This is a genomic window from Citrobacter sp. CK181, assembly GCF_030333595.1.
Classification (GTDB): Bacteria; Pseudomonadota; Gammaproteobacteria; order Enterobacterales; family Enterobacteriaceae; genus Citrobacter_B; species Citrobacter_B koseri.
Map to the genome: position 1 here is coordinate 371,489 of NZ_JAOWFN010000014.1, position 17,729 is coordinate 389,217.

15 protein-coding genes are annotated in these 17,729 nt (G+C 55.8%); 10 read left to right on the top strand and 5 right to left on the bottom strand.

Annotated features, from left to right (window positions below; all coding sequences use genetic code 11):
* Positions 1-107: 107 nt before the first annotated feature.
* Positions 108-2,141 carry a choline transporter gene (locus OGW17_RS15305; protein WP_047458253.1) on the bottom strand — a complete coding sequence of 678 codons (2,034 nt, stop codon included), beginning with the start codon at positions 2,139-2,141 and terminating at the stop codon, positions 108-110.
* Between the two features lie 282 nt (positions 2,142-2,423).
* On the opposite strand from OGW17_RS15305, the gene betI reads away from it, so the two are divergent.
* The 5 genes from betI to OGW17_RS15330 all read left to right on the top strand — a co-directional run bounded on the left by betI (position 2,424) and on the right by OGW17_RS15330 (position 7,727).
* On the top strand, positions 2,424-3,017 hold the full coding sequence (gene betI / locus OGW17_RS15310) for a transcriptional regulator BetI (RefSeq protein ID WP_024130562.1): 594 nt from the start codon (positions 2,424-2,426) through the stop codon (positions 3,015-3,017).
* A gap of 13 nt (positions 3,018-3,030) precedes the next feature.
* Positions 3,031-4,503: a betaine-aldehyde dehydrogenase gene (gene betB / locus OGW17_RS15315; protein ID WP_071259806.1), complete on the top strand. Its 1,473-nt coding sequence runs from the start codon at positions 3,031-3,033 to the stop codon at positions 4,501-4,503.
* A gap of 13 nt (positions 4,504-4,516) precedes the next feature.
* Positions 4,517-6,193, top strand: a complete 1,677-nt coding sequence (gene betA, locus OGW17_RS15320) for a choline dehydrogenase (protein ID WP_012133412.1) — start codon at positions 4,517-4,519, stop codon at positions 6,191-6,193.
* Positions 6,194-6,294: 101 nt separating this feature from the next.
* Entirely contained in the window at positions 6,295-7,413 is a 1,119-nt protein-coding gene (locus OGW17_RS15325) for a YbdK family carboxylate-amine ligase (RefSeq protein WP_071259809.1), read from the top strand.
* A 65-nt stretch (positions 7,414-7,478) separates the two neighbouring features.
* Entirely contained in the window at positions 7,479-7,727 is a 249-nt protein-coding gene (locus OGW17_RS15330; RefSeq protein WP_012133415.1) for a DUF1158 domain-containing protein, read from the top strand.
* On the opposite strand, the gene OGW17_RS15335 is transcribed toward OGW17_RS15330, so the two are convergent.
* Entirely contained in the window at positions 7,656-9,281 is a 1,626-nt protein-coding gene (locus OGW17_RS15335) for an alpha/beta hydrolase-fold protein (RefSeq protein ID WP_071259811.1), read from the bottom strand. The two genes, OGW17_RS15330 and OGW17_RS15335, sit on opposite strands and share 72 nt — an antisense overlap.
* Before the next feature lie 157 nt (positions 9,282-9,438).
* Here OGW17_RS15335 and OGW17_RS15340 point away from each other — a divergent pair, with 157 nt between their 5' ends.
* Positions 9,439-11,583 carry a TonB-dependent siderophore receptor gene (locus OGW17_RS15340; RefSeq protein ID WP_060815872.1) on the top strand — a complete coding sequence of 715 codons (2,145 nt, stop codon included), beginning with the start codon at positions 9,439-9,441 and terminating at the stop codon, positions 11,581-11,583.
* Between the two features lie 36 nt (positions 11,584-11,619).
* Here the strand turns inward: OGW17_RS15340 and OGW17_RS15345 are convergent, their stop codons facing one another.
* Complete coding sequence (locus tag OGW17_RS15345; RefSeq protein WP_024130566.1) at positions 11,620-11,961, bottom strand: RamA family antibiotic efflux transcriptional regulator; 342 nt, start codon at positions 11,959-11,961, stop codon at positions 11,620-11,622.
* 29 nt (positions 11,962-11,990) lie between these two features.
* Positions 11,991-13,091, bottom strand: a complete 1,101-nt coding sequence (locus OGW17_RS15350; RefSeq protein ID WP_012133420.1) for an MBL fold metallo-hydrolase — start codon at positions 13,089-13,091, stop codon at positions 11,991-11,993.
* Between the two features lie 190 nt (positions 13,092-13,281).
* On the opposite strand from OGW17_RS15350, the gene OGW17_RS15355 reads away from it, so the two are divergent.
* The 3 genes from OGW17_RS15355 (at position 13,282) to nfsB (ending at position 15,005) form a co-directional block, all read left to right on the top strand.
* Positions 13,282-13,863 (top strand): TetR/AcrR family transcriptional regulator, encoded by a 582-nt coding sequence (locus OGW17_RS15355; RefSeq protein ID WP_012133421.1) that lies wholly within the window; start codon positions 13,282-13,284, stop codon positions 13,861-13,863.
* Positions 13,863-14,231, top strand: coding sequence for an MmcQ/YjbR family DNA-binding protein (locus OGW17_RS15360; RefSeq protein WP_058668738.1), 369 nt, complete (start codon positions 13,863-13,865; stop codon positions 14,229-14,231). The genes OGW17_RS15355 and OGW17_RS15360 overlap by 1 nt, the downstream gene beginning before the upstream one ends.
* Before the next feature lie 120 nt (positions 14,232-14,351).
* On the top strand, positions 14,352-15,005 hold the full coding sequence (gene nfsB / locus OGW17_RS15365; protein ID WP_047458272.1) for an oxygen-insensitive NAD(P)H nitroreductase: 654 nt from the start codon (positions 14,352-14,354) through the stop codon (positions 15,003-15,005).
* 255 nt (positions 15,006-15,260) lie between these two features.
* Here nfsB and OGW17_RS15370 read toward each other — a convergent pair whose 3' ends face one another.
* Entirely contained in the window at positions 15,261-16,127 is an 867-nt protein-coding gene (locus tag OGW17_RS15370; RefSeq protein ID WP_049010291.1) for a helix-turn-helix transcriptional regulator, read from the bottom strand.
* 107 nt (positions 16,128-16,234) lie between these two features.
* On the opposite strand from OGW17_RS15370, the gene OGW17_RS15375 reads away from it, so the two are divergent.
* Positions 16,235-17,671 (top strand): MFS transporter, encoded by a 1,437-nt coding sequence (locus OGW17_RS15375; RefSeq protein WP_071259813.1) that lies wholly within the window; start codon positions 16,235-16,237, stop codon positions 17,669-17,671.
* Positions 17,672-17,729 lie beyond the last annotated feature (58 nt).

The following is a 17,729-nucleotide window of genomic DNA, read 5'->3' on the forward strand; positions in this document are numbered from 1 at the left end:
AGCATATATCGCCTCCATGCGAAGAAGAGACTAACAAGCCGAATTGTCGTGTTCGGGTTGTTAGCCTCAAGGTTGACGGAACTATTTTCAGAAAACGTGAGATCCGCTTACATTCCCGGGAACAACACCCCGTTGCCAGGCGCTTCACGATCCAGATGAATAAAGTTCAGATGACGTTCATACTGATCGAGAATGTCCGTAATCACCTGCTCTTTGCTGTAGTCCATCAGGTCATTTCCCTGGCTTCCTTCCAGCAGGAACGTTTCCAGCCGGTAATAGCTCGATTTGCCGCTACGCGCCCGGTAGGTAAAGCCGGGGATTGCGTACTGCTGCGGCCAGATCTGATAGATAAAGTTGCGCTCATCGCCCATATGAACCCGCAGATCCAGATGACCAAGGTTTTCCCCTTCCTGCGGCGGCATACTTTTCAGCTCCACCGATGCGCCGCGCAGTTGCAGCTCATGGGCGACCTCTTCCATTGCCGGGAAACATACCTTCTCCATCATTTCGCGGGTATAGCGCGTTCCCGGGTAGTTCATCAGGCGCGACAGTCGTTTTTTCCAGCTCAGCCGGTCCTGCACGCCCATCGGACGCGGCGCGGTATGACGACTGGCGCTTTCCCGACGATAATCTTCAACTTTCAATGATTTATACAATCCCGCCATAATGAAGAAGATCACAAAACTAAACGGCAGCCCCATGATCACCGTCGTGTTTTGCAGCGCTGAAATCCCATTGGTCATCAGCATCCCCAGCGTCAGCAGGCCAATCGCTACCGACCAGAAAACACGCAGCCAGGCTGGCGCATCGCTGTTGATGTCTTTCAGTTTTGAGGTGAAATTGCCCAGCACCAACGCACCGGAGTCCGCCGATGTCACATAGAACAACAGACCGGTGATTGTGGCGACAGACGCGCTGAAGGTGAAGGCCGGATACTGCGCCAGCAGGCTATAAAAGCCGCGCTCAGGGTGCGCCATCGCTTCTTCGGCAAAACCGGCATCGCCATGAATGATTTCATACAGCGCACTATTGCCAAACACCGACAGCCACAGCAGGGTGAAAGTGAACGGGATAATCAACGTACCGAAGACAAACTGGCGAATGGTGCGGCCACGCGAAATACGCGCCAGGAACAGCCCGACAAACGGCGACCACGCAACCCACCACGCCCAGAAAAAGAGCGTCCAGTTGTTCATCCACTCAACCGGCCTGTCGAACGCAAAGCTGTTCAACGTCATCCCCATAAAGCGGTTAACGTAGTCGCCCACATTCAGCACCAGCGCATTGAGCAGGAATGAGGTGTCCCCCATAAACAGCACAAAGAGGATCAACCCCAGTGCCAGCAGCACATTCAGCTCCGACAGAACCCGAATGCCTTTGTCCACGCCAGAAGTCACCGAGATCGTGGCGATCACCACCGACAGCACAATCAGCGCCGCTTTGGCCGCCATTGAATCCGGGATATCAAACAGCACGCTCAGACCGTAATTGAGCTGCACCACACCAATCCCCAGCGTCGTGGCGATACCAAAGATGGTGCCGATAACTGCGGCAATATCCACGCTATGCCCAATCGGCCCGTTGATGCGCTTACCGAAGATCGGATAGAGCGCCGAGCGAATGGTCAGCGGCAGGTTATAGCGATAGCTAAAGTAGCCAAGCGCCATCCCCATTAACGCATACATCGACCAACCGGTCAGGCCGTAGTGAAACAGCGTCCAGACCATCGACTGGCGGGCGGCTTCAATGGTCTGCCCTGCTCCTTCCGGCGGCTGCATATATTGGGTGACGGGCTCCGCCACCGAGAAGAACATCAGGTCGATGCCAATCCCGGCGGCGAAAAGCATTGCCGCCCAGCTTAGCAGACTAAATTCCGGCTTTGACTGCTCAGGCCCGAGTTTGACGGAACCGAAACGCGAGCAGGCAATGAATATGACAAAAACGATATAGAGCGTGGCGGCCAGCAGATAGTACCAGCCAAACGTTCTGGAGACCCAGTTCAGCGTGCGGCCGATCCAGACTGCGGAGAAATCACTAAAAAAAATGGTCGTCAGGGAAAACAACAAAATCAGTCCGGCAGACGTATAAAACACAACGGGATTGATTTTGTCCTTTTCTCTGTTCTGAGCAAGGTTCGTCATCGATTACCTCTGATTAAGTAACGGTGACTACTCTGTCGAGCAGCTAACTTTTTGAGATTCTGTAAGGCGATGGAATTTTTAACAGATTTGCAAAAATAGCCTTATTAACAGAAATGATGATATTTTCAATCTATTGTTTTTATTAATTTTATCTAATATCCCATTACATTCCCCTTACCTGTTAACCGCTAAATTGATAACAATTAAGACACATTTTATATTGAACGTCCAATCAAAAAACGGTTTAATACATAACCATAACTGATGACTGGAGCGATAAAAATGCCCAAAGTGGGGATGCAAACCCTTCGTCGCAGGCAACTGATTGACGCCACCCTGGAGGCCATTAATGAAGTCGGGATGCATGACGCGACCATTGCGCAAATAGCCCGACGAGCAGGCGTGTCGACCGGCATCATCAGTCACTATTTCAAGGATAAAAATGGATTGCTGGAAGCGACGATGCGCGACATCACCAGCCAGCTTCGCTATGCCGTCCTGCGTCGGTTGCATGCCCTTCCAGAGGCCAGCGCAGAATTGCGTTTGCGCGCCATCGTAGCGGGCAACTTTGACGACAGTCAGATAAGCCAGGCCGCGATGAAAGCCTGGCTCGCATTCTGGGCAAGCAGCATGCATCAGCCGATGCTCTACCGCCTGCAACAGGTCGCCAGCAAGCGGCTGCTGTCGAACATTGTGTATGAATTCAGGCGCGAACTTCCGCGCCAGCAGGCTCAACAGGCCGGTTATGGCCTGGCGGCGCTTATCGATGGACTGTGGCTACGCGCCGCGCTGAGCGGAAAACCGTTTAATCTCAGTCTCGCTCAGGCGCTGACCACCCATTTCATCAGTCAGCATTTGCCGAACGCCACTGACTAACCGAGGAGAACTCATGCCCCGAATGGCAGAACAACAGCTTTATATTGACGGCGCATATACTGCCGCCACCAGCGGTCGCACCTTTGAGACGATCAATCCCGCTAACGGCGAGGTACTGGCTACCGTACAGGCCGCAGGCCGCGACGATGTCGATCGCGCCGTGAAAAGCGCGCAGCGCGGGCAAAAAATGTGGGCCGCGATGAGCGCAATGGCGCGCTCGCGAATCCTGCGTCGGGCAGTTGATATTCTGCGTGAACGCAATGACGAGCTGGCGCAACTGGAAACGCTCGATACCGGTAAACCACTGAGCGAAACCGCCAGCGTGGACATCGTCACCGGCGCAGACGTGCTTGAGTATTACGCCGGGCTGATCCCAGCCCTGGAAGGCAGCCAGATCCCGCTACGCGAGACGTCATTCGTCTACACCCGTCGCGAGCCGCTGGGCGTGGTGGCCGGGATCGGCGCATGGAACTACCCCATTCAAATCGCCCTGTGGAAATCCGCTCCGGCGCTGGCGGCAGGCAATGCCATGATCTTCAAACCCAGTGAAGTCACGCCGCTAACCGCGTTAAAACTGGCAGAAATCTACAGCGAAGCCGGTCTCCCGGACGGCGTATTCAACGTGCTGCCAGGCACCGGCGCGGAAACAGGGCAGTTCCTGACGGAACATCCTGATATCGCCAAAATCTCCTTCACCGGCGGCGTCGCCAGCGGCAAGAAAGTGATGGCCAATTCAGCGGCTTCATCGCTGAAAGAGGTGACGATGGAGCTGGGCGGCAAATCACCGCTGATTATCTTTGACGACGCGGACCCCGACCTCGCGGCGGATATCGCCATGATGGCGAACTTCTTCAGCTCCGGCCAGGTCTGCACCAACGGCACGCGCGTATTCATTCCGGCGCACATGAAAAGCGCCTTCGAGCAAAAAATTCTGGCGCGCGTAAGCCGCATTCGCGCAGGCGATCTGTCTGACCCGGCAACCAATTTTGGCCCACTGGTGAGCTTCCCTCATCGCGACAACGTTCTGCGCTATATCGCCAGCGGAAAAGCGGAAGGCGCAACGCTGCTTTGCGGCGGCGACGTATTAAAAGGCGAAGCGTTTGATAACGGCGCCTGGGTCGCCCCCACCGTATTCACCGACTGCCGGGATGAGATGACCATCGTACGCGAAGAAATTTTCGGCCCGGTGATGTCCATTCTGACCTACGAAAACGAAGAAGAGGCGATCCGCCGCGCCAATAACACCGATTACGGACTGGCCGCCGGGGTAGTGACAGCCGATCTCAACCGCGCTCATCGCGCAATCCACCAGCTTGAAGCGGGGATCTGCTGGATCAATACCTGGGGGGAATCTCCTGCTGAAATGCCGGTCGGCGGCTACAAGCATTCCGGTATTGGTCGCGAGAACGGCGTTATGACGCTGCAAAGCTACACCCAGGTGAAGTCCATCCAGGTTGAGATGGGTCAGTTTCAATCCATATTTTAACCAGGAGGTTTGTTTGCATTTTGACTACATCATTATTGGCGCCGGTTCGGCGGGCAACGTACTGGCAACACGGCTGACCGAAGACAGCGACACCACCGTGTTGCTGCTGGAAGCGGGCGGCCCGGACTACCGTGCGGATTTCCGCACCCAGATGCCTGCCGCGCTGGCGTTTCCGCTACAGGGTAAACGTTATAACTGGGCGTATGAGACCGAACCGGAGCCGCATATGAACTACCGCCGCATGGAGTGCGGCCGTGGTAAAGGGCTGGGCGGCTCATCGCTGATTAACGGCATGTGCTACATTCGCGGCAACGCGATGGATCTCGACAACTGGGCGCAGGAGCCAGGCCTCGAACACTGGAGTTACCTCAACTGCCTGCCCTATTACCGCAAGGCGGAAACCCGTGATATCGGCCCCAACGACTACCACGGCGGCGACGGCCCGGTAAGCGTCGCCACGCCAAAGCACAATAACAACCCACTGTTCCATGCGATGATAGAAGCGGGCGTCCAGGCGGGATATCCACGTACCGACGACCTCAACGGCTATCAGCAGGAGGGGTTTGGGCCGATGGACAGAACCGTGACGCCACAAGGACGACGCGCCAGTACGGCACGCGGGTATCTCGATCAGGCCAAAGGTCGGCCGAATCTGACCATCATCACCCATGCGCTGACCGACCATATTCTATTCGAAGGTAAAAAAGCGTCAGGCGTTGAGTGGCTGGAAGGCGACAGCACCATCCCGACCCGGGCGATGGCGCGTAAAGAGGTGTTGCTGTGCGCGGGCGCCATTGCGTCGCCGCAAATCCTGCAACGCTCCGGCGTGGGTGACGCATCGCTGCTGAAAGCGTTTGATATTCCGCTGGTGCACCACCTGCCGGGCGTGGGTGAAAACTTGCAGGACCATCTGGAGATGTATCTACAGTATGAGTGCAAAGAACCCGTCTCTCTCTACCCGGCATTGCAATGGTGGAACCAGCCGAAAATTGGCGCTGAGTGGTTATTTGGCGGCACCGGCGTGGGCGCCAGCAACCATTTTGAGGCAGGTGGATTTATCCGCAGCAGCGAAGCGTTTAGCTGGCCGAATATTCAGTATCACTTCCTGCCGGTGGCGATTAATTACAACGGCTCGAATGCGGTGAAAGAACACGGTTTTCAGTGTCATGTCGGTTCGATGCGCTCACCCAGCCGTGGGCATGTGCACATTAAATCGCGCGATCCGCGCGAGCATCCGGCCATTCTGTTTAACTATATGTCTACCGGGCAGGACTGGCAGGAGTTCCGCGATGCCATACGCATCACGCGTGAAATCATCAACCAGCCTGCGCTGGACAAATACCGTGGACGCGAAATCAGCCCTGGCATTACGTGCCAGACCGACGAACAGCTGGATGCGTTTGTGCGCGACCACGCGGAGACCGCGTTTCATCCTTGCGGCACCTGCAAAATGGGTTACGACGAAATGGCGGTAGTCGACGGCGAAGGCCGGGTTCACGGCGTGGAAAATCTGCGCGTGGTGGACGCCTCCATTATGCCGCAAATTATCACCGGCAACCTGAACGCCACCACCATTATGATCGGCGAGAAGATGGCCGATGCGATTCGTGGCCGCGAACCGCTGGCAAAGAGCACCGCAAGCTATTACGTCGCAGGTGATGCGCCCGTGCGTCAGCCGCCGCTGCGTTAATCCCGCCTCTTTTTCCCGCTCTGCTGCTGAGCGGGAAAAGACCACGCCCCCTCCTCCCTGACATCTATACTCAACGCAACGCCCTGACAAAAGAGAACGTTATGCCGCTACCCGATTTTCACGTTTCCGAACCGTTTACGCTGGGAATTGAACTGGAAATGCAGGTGGTCAATCCGCCGGGTTACGATTTAAGCCAGGACTCTTCCACCCTGATTGACGCCGTCAAATCCCAACTCACCGCCGGAGAAGTGAAGCACGATATCACCGAAAGCATGCTTGAGATGGCGACGGGAGTCTGCCGCAACATTGACCAGGCGGCGGCGCAGTTCTCCGCCATGCAGCAGGTGATTTTGCAGGCTGCCGCAGACCATCATCTTGAAATCTGCGGCGGGGGCACGCACCCTTTTCAAAAGTGGCAGCGCCAGGAGGTGTGCGACAATGCGCGCTACCAGCGTACGCTGGAAAACTTCGGTTATCTGATTCAGCAGGCGACGGTATTTGGTCAGCACGTCCATATTGGATGCGCGAACGGTGATGACGCTATCTACCTCCTGCATGGTCTGTCGCGCTTTGTTCCTCACTTTATTGCGCTGGCGGCGGCATCGCCGTATATGCAAGGGTCAGATACCCGTTTTTCCAGCGCCCGGCTGAATATCTTCTCAAGCTTTCCTGATAACGGCCCGATGCCGTGGGCCAGCAACTGGCAGGAATGTGAAGGGCTGTTCCGCCGCCTCGCGTACACCAGCATGATCGACAGCATCAAAGATCTGCACTGGGATATCCGTCCCAGCCCTCACTTCGGCACGGTAGAAGTTCGGGTAATGGATACGCCTCTGACCCTTGCTCATGCGGTCAATATCGCGGGGCTGATTCAGGCGACGGCCCACTGGCTGCTGACCGAGCGCCCGTTCAGGCATCAGGAGCGGGATTATCTGCTGTACAAATTCAACCACTTTCAGGCCTGTCGGTATGGTCTGGAGGGAACATTGACCGATGTCCACACCGGCGACCATCACCTGCTGTCTGATGACACGCTACGCCTGCTGGAGAATGTCGCCTCCTCCGCAGATAAAGTCGGCGCCGCCAGCGCCATTAACGCTCTGCGCCTACAGGTGAAAAATGGGCTGAATGAAGCGCGGCAGATGCGGGAGTTTGTGACGGATGGCGGTTCGCTGATTGGGCTGGTGAAAAAACATTGCGAGATCTGGGCGGGTCAGTAGGCGACGATTTGCGTTACCCGGCGATATCCCGGACAATGGCTTTTTAACTCAAGTTTAACAATGCCATGAAACACCCGCTTGAATCGTTGATGACCGCTGCCGGCATCCTGCTGATGGCTTTTCTCTCCTGCCTGCTGCTGCCTGTGCCCTCGCCTGGCATGGTACTGGCGCAAAAGCTGGTTGCGACCTTCCATTTAATGGATCTCAACCAGCTTTACACCCTGCTGTTTTGCCTGTGGTTTTTAACGCTTGGCGCTCTCGAATATTTCGTGATCCGCTTTATCTGGCGTCGCTGGTTTTCGCTGGCTGACTAAGCCGGTGAAATCCCGCATACCGTGAACCAGCGCTTCACACCACGCGGCGTAATCGTGCCCGCTTGACCACGGATGAAAACTCACCGGATAGCCTTTTTCACGTAGTACCTGCGCAAATTCCAGCGTGTTGCGATAAATACCGCCGTCCGGGCCTTTGGTTTCAAAGCGGCCAGCCTGCAACCAGAAGCGGACAGGATAACGCGGCGAATTCTGGTACTGACGCGTCAGCCAGCTGGCCTCCTCGTCTTTTGGCGCCCACCAGTACGAACCGGATAAACTCAGCACGTTACCGAACAGACGCGGATAGCGCAACGCGACCCAGGATGACGCCAGCCCGCCATAGCTGGAGCCCGCCAGCACCGTTTTTTGTCGCTGCGTTGTTATCCCCTGCTGACGCAGCCAGGGCAATAATTCATGCGCCATGAAGTCGGCAAAATCAGGGTTCGGCGGCAGCTCTTTCGCCCGTCTGGCGTGATCGAGCGTATCAATAAACACCACGTTTATCGGCGGCAGTTGATGGCGCGCGATCAGCCCATCCAGCACGCGATCGATATGGTAATCATCAAGATACGTTTTGCCGTCAAACAGCATCAGCGTCCAGCGTGCCGGTTGCGCGCTGTGTGGGCGATAAATCGCAATTTCACGACTGTTGCCCAGACGTTCGCTGAACAATGTTTTGCGCGTAAGCGAACCGTAACGAACAGGCTGCGCGGTAGCTTGCGCAGAGCAAAAGCGCACGGGACTCAGATCGAGAAGGGAAAACTGATTCCAGCGATCGGCATACTTCTCGCCAAGCGTCAGCGGGTTAAGCGGATCTCTCTGCGCGCTGACCAGAATCGCCCGCCGCTGATCGCGCGGCGAACCGTTCACCAACGGAACATCCGGCGCCAGTTTGTACTGCATTACCGTATCCGCAGGCACCACATAGCTGCGGAACCAGACGTCGGAATCGCCCAGGCGGAACAGAGGATCGTGATCGCCTGCCGGAGAACCGAGAATAAAAACGTTCTGCTTCGCACCGCGCCACAGAAACGTAACCCGCTTATGGCTGTCGTCAACCGGCTCCACCAGCGGCGTGCCGTTGCGCTGTAGATCCTGCCAGAAATGGGCGGTTCCGGCGCCTGCCGCCAGCGCTTTTTCCAGTTGCTGCAAGGTTGGGCTGACGGGAGCGACGCGCTGTATTTTCGGCAGCGGCGTGGTCTCTTTCATCTGCCATGTAAACCGCCAGCGAGCGCCCTCATTACCGTGCAACACCAGCGAGGTGGCCTGTTGTACCGGCAAAGAAAACAACAGTTGATGCTCGCCATCGGCCGGGCCGCCTTCCAGTAAAGTACGGATGCGGCGGTTCTGGCCGTCCAGCAAACGAGCATCGGTAATCCCCGACAGGGTGGCCGAAACATAATTTTCACTCAGCGCGGGAAGCACAAAGCAGATCTCGCCGCTGGCATCAAATTTCCCCTGCTGCTCTCCCTGAACGGAGGGCGTCGAACACGGCATCGCCTGAGCCGACATCGTCCCCAGCCCAATCACCAAACCACTCCATGCCATCTTCATTAACGGTGCTTTCCTGATGAAATTTGTTAACAACGCTAATGCAAATGGTAATGATTTGCAATAACATCTGTCGCGTTTAATGAGGATGGCAGTCCGGCATTTGTCTGACAGGACGACCGGACAATTTCAGGTATGGCATAGAAAAGGATGCTAAATGATATTTAAAAATAACAAGATAATGCAGCTCTGGGTTCTCAGCCTGGCGACCGTCAGTACGACGACGTTTGCCAAAACGCAGGAGGAGACCATTCTGGTGACGCAAGGCGTCAGCCAGGAACCCACTGCGCCGGTGAAGGGAATGGTGGCGACCAAAACCCTGTCGGCAACCAAAACCTCCGCGGAGCTGGTGAAAACGCCGCAGTCCGTCTCCGTCGTTACCCGTGACCAGATGGACGCGCTGGACGCCACCTCCGTCTCCCAGGCGTTGCGCTACACCGCCGGGGCATTTACGGAGTATCGCGGCTCATCCAACCGTAACGATGAAGTGTTTGTACGCGGCTTCAGCTACGTTCCTAAATTCCTTGATGGTCTGAGCTTTGGCGCAACGGCGTCATCGCAAACCGGCACCGTTGATCCGTGGCTGCTGGAGCGGGTAGAGCTGGTACGCGGCCCGGCTTCGGTTCTGTTTGGCCAGGTGAACCCCGGCGGGCTTATCAGCATGACCAGCAAACGCCCTACCAGCGAACCGATTCATAAGGTTCAGTTCAGCACCGGTAATCGCGATCTGGCGGAAGGCGCATTTGATTTCGGCGGCCCGCTGAGCGATGACGGCCGGGTACTGTATCGCCTGAACGGGATCGCCCGCACTCAGCATAACCAGGTTGAAGACTATAAAGATTCGCGCGTCGCAATTGCTCCGGCTATCACCTGGTATCCAAACGATCAGACCCGTTTCACGCTGCTGACCAGCTACCAGAAAGATCCCGATGCGGGCTACCGTAACTTCCTGCCTGCTTACGGCACCGTCACCAGCGCTAACGGAAAATATATTCCGCTCGATTTTAACGTCAGCGATCCTGATTACGATCAGTCATGGCGTGAGCAGACGATGGTGGGTTATGAGTTTGAACATCAGTTCAATGACATGATGACCTTCCGCCAGAATGCCCGCTATGCCAGCATCAAGCAAAAATACCGCTATCTGGTTTACTTCAACAGCAAACCGGAAAGCACGCTGCTCAGCCGTCGCGCCCAGCATGAGGAGCGCACGACCAATGAGTTTGGCATTGATAACCAACTGGAAGCACAGTTTGCGACCGCGCAGATGAACCATACGCTGCTCGGCGGGCTGGATTACAAGTCCAGCAACGACAAGCAACTGTTAATGCGCGGTTCCGGCTCGCAGTACGATATGGACTGGACGCACCCGGTTTATGGCGTAAACGTCGATGAAAGCACCTTCAGCCCCGCCAGCCACGAACAGCAGAACCTCGATCAGATGGGCCTCTATTTGCAGGATCAGATGAGCTGGAACAACTGGGAGCTGCTGCTCTCCGGGCGCTATGACTGGACGGAAGTTCGCACCACCGATTACATCAACAGTGAGAAAACGCAGCAGAACGACAACAAGTTCACCTGGCGTACCGGCTTGCTGTATGCCTTTGATTTCGGCCTCTCGCCGTACATCAGCTACAGCACCTCGTATGAACCTAATCTGCAAACCAACCGCGCGCCGGGCAGCGCGCCGTTTAAACCCACTACCGGTAAACAAACCGAAGTGGGCGTGAAGTATCAGCCGGTGGATAACACGCTGATGTCGCTGGCGTTATACGATCTCAAACAGAGCAATGTGTCCACTTATAACAGCACGCTGGGCTGGTTCGAAAACGCAGGGGAAGTGCGTTCCAAAGGCGTGGAAGCGGAAATTCACTCTTCACTGTGGGATAGCGTCAACCTGATTGGCTCGTATACCTACACGGATGCGGAAACCGTCAACACCACGGTAGCGGGTACGGAAGGGAAAACGCCTGCCCGTATTCCTGCCCACATGGCTTCCGCCTTCGCCAGTTATACCTTCCCCGGCGGCCCGCTGAAAAGCCTGACGACCGGCGTGGGCGTACGCTACATCGGCACCAGCTACGGCGATGCGAAAAACACCTTTAAAGTGCCGGCGGTGGATCTGTATGACGCGATGGTGAGCTACGAACTGGGAGAACTGAACAGCAGCCTGAAAGGCGCAGCCGTACAGTTTAATGTCAATAATATCGCCGATACGAAATACGTGGCCTCTTGCGCCAGCGACACCGCCTGCTTCTATGGCGTAGGTCGTACGGTTACGGCAACAGTGAGCTATTCCTGGTAAGAAAGATTCCCGGCAGCCAGGCGCTGCCGGGGAAACTCAGTGCGTACGGCTGTGATTCTCTTTACGGTAGGCGCCCGGCGGCTGATTAAAGGTTCGGGTGAAGATCCGCGTAAAGGTCTGCTGCGAATCAAAACCGTACTTCAGGCAGATGTCATACACCCTTTGGTCGGTATCGCGTAAATCACGCGCCGCCAGCCGCAGCTTACGCTCCCGGATATAGCGCCCCAGACTCTCCCCTTTGTACTGCATAAACAGGCGTTGCAGATGCCATTTGGAGTACCCGGCGTGGCGGGCAATATCATCAATGCGCAACGGTTGATTTAAATTATCATCAATCCACTCGACAATAGTGTCGATTACCTGAGCGGAAATGGTCATCGTGCTCTCCCCCTCCGAAAAATGGTCGCTTATTCCCACCAGGCCGTAAACTGCTGGGTCGGATCGGCCAACATCACCGGTTCTCCCAGCGTCGGCGTCAGCAGACGGTAGCGTTTATGACGACTCGCCAGCGCCAGACGTTTATACGGATCGTCCCAGCTGTGTTTCGCCAGGACAAAACGCCCGGCATGACCGGGTAAAATCGCTTTTGCGCGCAGGTCCTGCGCCGCCTGCGCGGTCTCTTCCGGCATCATGTGAATGTATCGCCAGTCCCGGTCGTACTGACCGTTTTCCATGATGGCCAGATCGACTGAGCCGAACTGTTCTCCAATCGCCTTAAAATGCGGCCCGTAACCGGAGTCCCCGCTGTAATAAACCTTCTGTTCAGGCGTCTCAAACATAAAACTCGCCCACAGCGTCTGGTTACGTTTGAGCCCCCGACCAGAAAAATGGCGCGCGGGCAGGACGTGGATCAGCAGCGCGTCATCGATCCTGACGGACTGGTTCCAGTCGCGCTCGTCGATAATCCCGCCATTCATGCCCCAGTAGCGCAAATGCGATCCCACACCCAGCGGCGTAATGACTCGCTTAATCTTCGGCATCAGCGCTTTGATGGTGGCGTAGTCCAGATGGTCATAGTGATCGTGCGAGATGATCAGCAGGTCGATCTCCGGCATATTTTGCGCCGTCCAGGGGTAGTCTCCGGCAAAGGCTTTATTCAGAAACGAAAACGGCGCGGCATAGCTGCTGAATACCGGGTCGATCAGAATGCGTTTTCCCGCCAGTTGCAGATACCAGGAGGAATGGCCCAGCCAGATGAGCGTGTCCCGATCGCGCGGTACGCTGGCGAGATCGGTGTTTACCAGCGGCAACGGTTGGGCAGGCCGCGCGTTTTCACGTTTAGCGACCAGAAACTCCCACCATGCGGCGAGCATCCCCTTATCCCCGGTGTAACCGGGAGTGGGTAATTGATTATGAAACTGTCCATCACGATAGTGTGGAGACTGTTCCACCAGGCTCAGTTGAGCGCCCTGCGGCACCTGACCAAACCCGGCGTTAAGGACAAACGGCAGACTCGCTGTAGAAGCAATAAGCATAATAACAACCACACAAATTGTGAGACGCTTCATATCCTGATCCGAAAACGCGCCCCTTTCCGCTGGTTTGCGCGACTGTCACTTGATTATGAGTGAGTAAGCACTCATTATAGAAAGAGAAGGAATCTCGTCAAGATGATTTTCAATCTTTGACATTCACCGTTGCGGCGCTGCAAAGAGCGTGTTTCAATCATGTTTTTTACATCATTAAGGGTAAAGTGTAGTGGCTCGTCCGAAGAGTGAAGACAAAAAACTGGCGTTACTGGAAGCCGCAACAAAAGCGATCGCGCAATCCGGCATTGCCGCCTCCACCGCCGTCATTGCTCGCAACGCAGGTGTTGCTGAGGGAACATTGTTTCGCTATTTCGCGACAAAAGATGACTTAATCAACGAGCTTTATCTGCATTTGAAGCAGGATCTCTGCCAGTCGATGATGGCGAATCTGGACCGCTCAATCACCGACACCAGGACCATGACGCACTTTATCTGGAACAGCTACATCAACTGGGGTCTGAACAACACTAACGGGCACCGCACCATCCGCCAGCTTGCGGTTAGTGAGAAAATCACGAAAGAAACCGAGCAACTGGCAGACGATATGTTCCCGGAACTGCGCGATCTCTGCCATCGTTCGGTTCTGCCCATTTTCATGTCTGACGAATACCGCGCCTTTGGCGATGCCCTGTTCCTCACCCTGGCGGAAACCACGATGGAATTTGCCGCCCGCGATCCGGCCCACGCAAATGAGTACATCTCGCTGGGTTTTGAAGCGATGTGGCGCGCCCTCACCCGCGAGGAAAAATAATGGACGGCCAGACGCTGCATCGTTGTGCGAAACGCATCGCGCTCGAACTGCCTTTCACCGAACACTGCTGGCCGTTCGGCCCGGAGTTTGATGTCTTTAAAGTCGGCGGCAAGATATTCATGATCGTTTCAGAACAACGCGGCCGTCGGTTTGTGAACCTGAAGTCCGATCCACAGAAATCCCTGTTAAATCAGCAGATTTATCGCAGTATTGAACCCGGTTACCACATGAACAAAAAACACTGGATTTCCGTTTACGCAGGAGACGATATCACGCCGTCGCTGCTTGCCGACCTGATCGGCGACTCCTGGAATCTGGTGGTGGATGGTCTGGCTAAAAAAGATCAAAAACGTCTGCGCCCCACCTGATTTATCGTTGATATCGATAAGTGTTTTCGCACTTTTCTCTCTTATCTTTTATGCGCTAACCCTGTACCCTGCTGGCACGAAAACGCACCCGCAGGGTATTAAAAAACATCAGGAGTATTTATGGATATCGTTTCTGTCGCCTTAAAACGCTACTCCACTAAGGCGTTCGATCCCAGCAAACAACTGACCGCAGACGAAGCGGAAAAACTCAAAACATTGCTGCAATATAGCCCTTCCAGCACCAACTCTCAGCCGTGGCATTTCATCGTCGCCAGTACCGAAGAAGGGAAAGCGCGCGTTGCGAAATCCGCCGCCGGTAATTTCGTATTTAACGAGCGCAAAATGCTGGATGCTTCCCATGTCGTCGTGTTTTGCGCAAAAACCGCAATGGACGACGCCTGGCTGGATCGCGTTGTCGATCAGGAAGATGCCGATGGCCGTTTTGCCACGCCGGAAGCCAAAGCGGCAAATAACAAAGGCCGTCGCTTTTTCGCGGATCTGCACCGCCGCGACCTGAAAGATGACGATCAGTGGATGGCGAAACAGGTATACCTGAACGTTGGCAACTTCCTGCTGGGCGTCGCCGCGATGGGTCTGGACGCCGTACCGATTGAAGGCTTCGACGCCGCGGTTCTTGACGCTGAATTTGGCCTGAAAGAAAAAGGTTATACCAGCCTGGTCGTGGTGCCTGTCGGCCATCACAGCGTAGAAGATTTTAACGCTGCGCTGCCGAAATCCCGCCTGCCGCAGGAAACCACCCTGACGGAAGTCTGATTTCTTGTTATGCCGGATGGCGGCTGCGCCTTATCCGGCCTACAGAGCACACATTATTGTAGGCCCGGTAAGCGCAGCGCCACCGGGCATTATGCCGGATGGCGGCTGCGCCTTATCCGGCCTACGGTGCACACGTTATTGTAGGCCCGGTAAGCGTAGCGCCACCGGGCGCAATGCCGGATGGCGGCTGCGCCTTATCCGGCCTACGGAGCATACGCTATTGTAGGCCCGGTAAGCATAGCGCCACCGGGCATTTTACTGCTTATCCAGCCACGCCAGCGCCTGTTCTCCGGCCTCATCCATCGGTAAATACACCAACAACCGGGAGCCGTTACGCGGGGCGGAATACCAGTACATCTGCTGCAAACTAAAACGCCCTAACCGGGGATGGAGAAAATTCTTCACCTGGTTTTCCACGCCACGCACCTCATAACGCTGATGCCATAACGCTTCAAACTCGGAAGATGCGGCGAAAAAGCGCGCCAGTTTATTTTCCCACCCCGGATCGCCACGGTGTTCCGCCATTGCCGCACGAAAATAAGAGACAAACGTCGGCAGCACGTCGCGGTTTTCTATGCGACTGCGCCAGGTTTCGTTGGTGAGGTAGAGGTAAATACAGTTGCGATCGTCATCCGGGATCGTGGCAAAATCCACGCCCATCAGCCGACAAAAACTCTCATTCCACGCCACAATATCAAAATTGGGTTTCTGAATGCTGGCTGGCTGCGGCATCAGGCTGTCAAGCATACGGCGGGTTCCCGCACTGATCCCCTCGCACACGGTGATCTGCGTCGATTCCGGCGGCGTCAGCCCGGCCAGTACAAACAGGTGTCGGGTTTCCAGCGGGCTGCATTGCAGCGCATTCGCAACGCCAACCAGTACCGACTCAGAGGGATTCACCTCCCGCCCCTGTTCCAGCCAGGTGTACCAGGTCACGCCAACTTCCGCCAGCATCGCCACCTCTTCGCGGCGCAGACCGGGCGTTCGCCGCCGACCGACGCGCGGCAGCCCCATACGTTGCGGATCGAGGCTTTCCCGCCGGGCGCGTAAAAATGCGCCGAGCTGCTTCCGGTTGTCTGCGGGTTGCATCACCGTGGGCTCACGTCGCGTCATCACCGTCATATTATCTCCAGCATGGTAGTACCAATACCAGTATAACCAGGAACTGGTACCCGTTTAATTCTTCAGTAATGCTACGTCCATCTGTTGAATGACGCAATGGAGTTACCATGAATACGTCAGCCGTTTCACTCAGTCGCACCGGGCTATCGCTCTTGCTGACAGGCCAAATGCTGCCGCTTATTGATACATCGATTACCAACGTCGCCCTGGAGTCCATCACCCGGTCTTTGCAGGCGACGACGACGCAACTGGAGTTAATTGTCGCCCTCTATGGGATAACGTTCGCGGTCTGTCTGGCGCTGGGGAGCAAGCTCGGCGATAACTACGGTCGCCGCCGCCTGTTTATGTGGGGAGTCGCATTCTTTGGCGTCGCCTCCCTGCTCTGCGGTCTGGCGAACTCTATTCACATGCTGCTGGGCGCCCGTATTTTGCAGGGGGCTGGCACGGCGTTGATCGTGCCGCAAATTCTCGCCACGCTTCACGTCACGCTAAAAGGAAGCGCGCACGCAAAGGCCATCAGTTTGTATGGCGGTATTGGCGGCATTGCCTTTATCGTCGGTCAAATGGGCGGCGGCTGGCTGGTCTCGGCGGATATCGCCGGGCTTGGCTGGCGCAACGCATTTTTTATTAATGTCCCGGTCTGCCTTCTGGTACTGGCATTCAGCCGCCGCTACGTTCCCGAAACGGCCAGCGAAACCCGCGCCGACATCGACTGGTTGGGCACCGTCTGTCTGGCCGCCATCCTCTGCTGCCTGCTTTTTCCTATGGCGCTGGGGCCAGAAACCGGCTGGCCCTGGCAGACTCAGGCGGCGCTATTTGCCATTCTCCCGCTGGGATGGTGGATGCGTAAAAATGCGCTCCGGCAGGAACTGCGCCACCAGCACCCGCTTCTGCCGCCGCGCCTGTTACGGCTGACCAGCATCCGCTTCGGCATTCTGATCGCATTGCTGTTTTTTAGCGCATGGTCAGGTTTTATGTTCTGTATGGCGCTGACTCTGCAAATGGGTCTGGGGATGGCGCCGTGGGAATCCGGCAACAGCTTTATCGCCCTCGGCGCGGCCTATTTCATCTCGGCCTGCTACGCACCGCGATTGATTGCGCGCTACAGCATGGGGCGTATTCTGTTGATGGGTCTGGCGATTCAGATAGTCGGCTTAGCCGGGTTAATGATGACCTTCTGGCATTCGGGTATGCAAACATCCACCTTCGCGCTGGCGCCGGCAACGGCCCTGATAGGTTATGGACAGGCGCTGATCGTGAACAGCTTTTATCGTATCGGCATGCGCGATATCAGCACACAGGATGCCGGAGCCGGAAGCGCCATTTTAAGCACGTTGCAGCAAGCCACATTGGGGCTTGGCCCGGCGGTGCTGGGGGCGTTATTTTTGCATCTGCAACACAATAGTCACGGCGATTATACGCAGTCGGTGATCGGTTTTCTGGCCGTCGAAGCCGCCATGATGCTCAGTCTGGTTCTGGCGACATTATGGTTTCGCCGAGCATTGAATATCAATGCAACCCGCCCCTGTATGGCGTCAAAATAGCAAACCTGCGCCGCGCAATTTGCATAATATCCGCACAGCGGTCATCATAGACCGCTGT

What these genes read in the sequence shown, in the direction of transcription:
- OGW17_RS15325 (WP_071259809.1), top strand. Translation starts at nt 6,295, where the DNA reads ATGCCGCTACCCGATTTTCACGTTTCCGAACCGTTTACGCTGGGAATT.
- OGW17_RS15350 (WP_012133420.1), bottom strand. Translation starts at nt 13,091, where the DNA reads ATGAAGCGTCTCACAATTTGTGTGGTTGTTATTATGCTTATTGCTTCT.
- OGW17_RS15375 (WP_071259813.1), top strand. Translation starts at nt 16,235, where the DNA reads ATGAATACGTCAGCCGTTTCACTCAGTCGCACCGGGCTATCGCTCTTG.
- OGW17_RS15360 (WP_058668738.1), top strand. Translation starts at nt 13,863, where the DNA reads ATGGACGGCCAGACGCTGCATCGTTGTGCGAAACGCATCGCGCTCGAA.
- OGW17_RS15305 (WP_047458253.1), bottom strand. Translation starts at nt 2,141, where the DNA reads ATGACGAACCTTGCTCAGAACAGAGAAAAGGACAAAATCAATCCCGTT.
- OGW17_RS15330 (WP_012133415.1), top strand. Translation starts at nt 7,479, where the DNA reads ATGAAACACCCGCTTGAATCGTTGATGACCGCTGCCGGCATCCTGCTG.
- OGW17_RS15370 (WP_049010291.1), bottom strand. Translation starts at nt 16,127, where the DNA reads ATGACGGTGATGACGCGACGTGAGCCCACGGTGATGCAACCCGCAGAC.
- OGW17_RS15335 (WP_071259811.1), bottom strand. Translation starts at nt 9,281, where the DNA reads ATGAAGATGGCATGGAGTGGTTTGGTGATTGGGCTGGGGACGATGTCG.
- nfsB (WP_047458272.1), top strand. Translation starts at nt 14,352, where the DNA reads ATGGATATCGTTTCTGTCGCCTTAAAACGCTACTCCACTAAGGCGTTC.
- betI (WP_024130562.1), top strand. Translation starts at nt 2,424, where the DNA reads ATGCCCAAAGTGGGGATGCAAACCCTTCGTCGCAGGCAACTGATTGAC.
- betB (WP_071259806.1), top strand. Translation starts at nt 3,031, where the DNA reads ATGCCCCGAATGGCAGAACAACAGCTTTATATTGACGGCGCATATACT.
- OGW17_RS15345 (WP_024130566.1), bottom strand. Translation starts at nt 11,961, where the DNA reads ATGACCATTTCCGCTCAGGTAATCGACACTATTGTCGAGTGGATTGAT.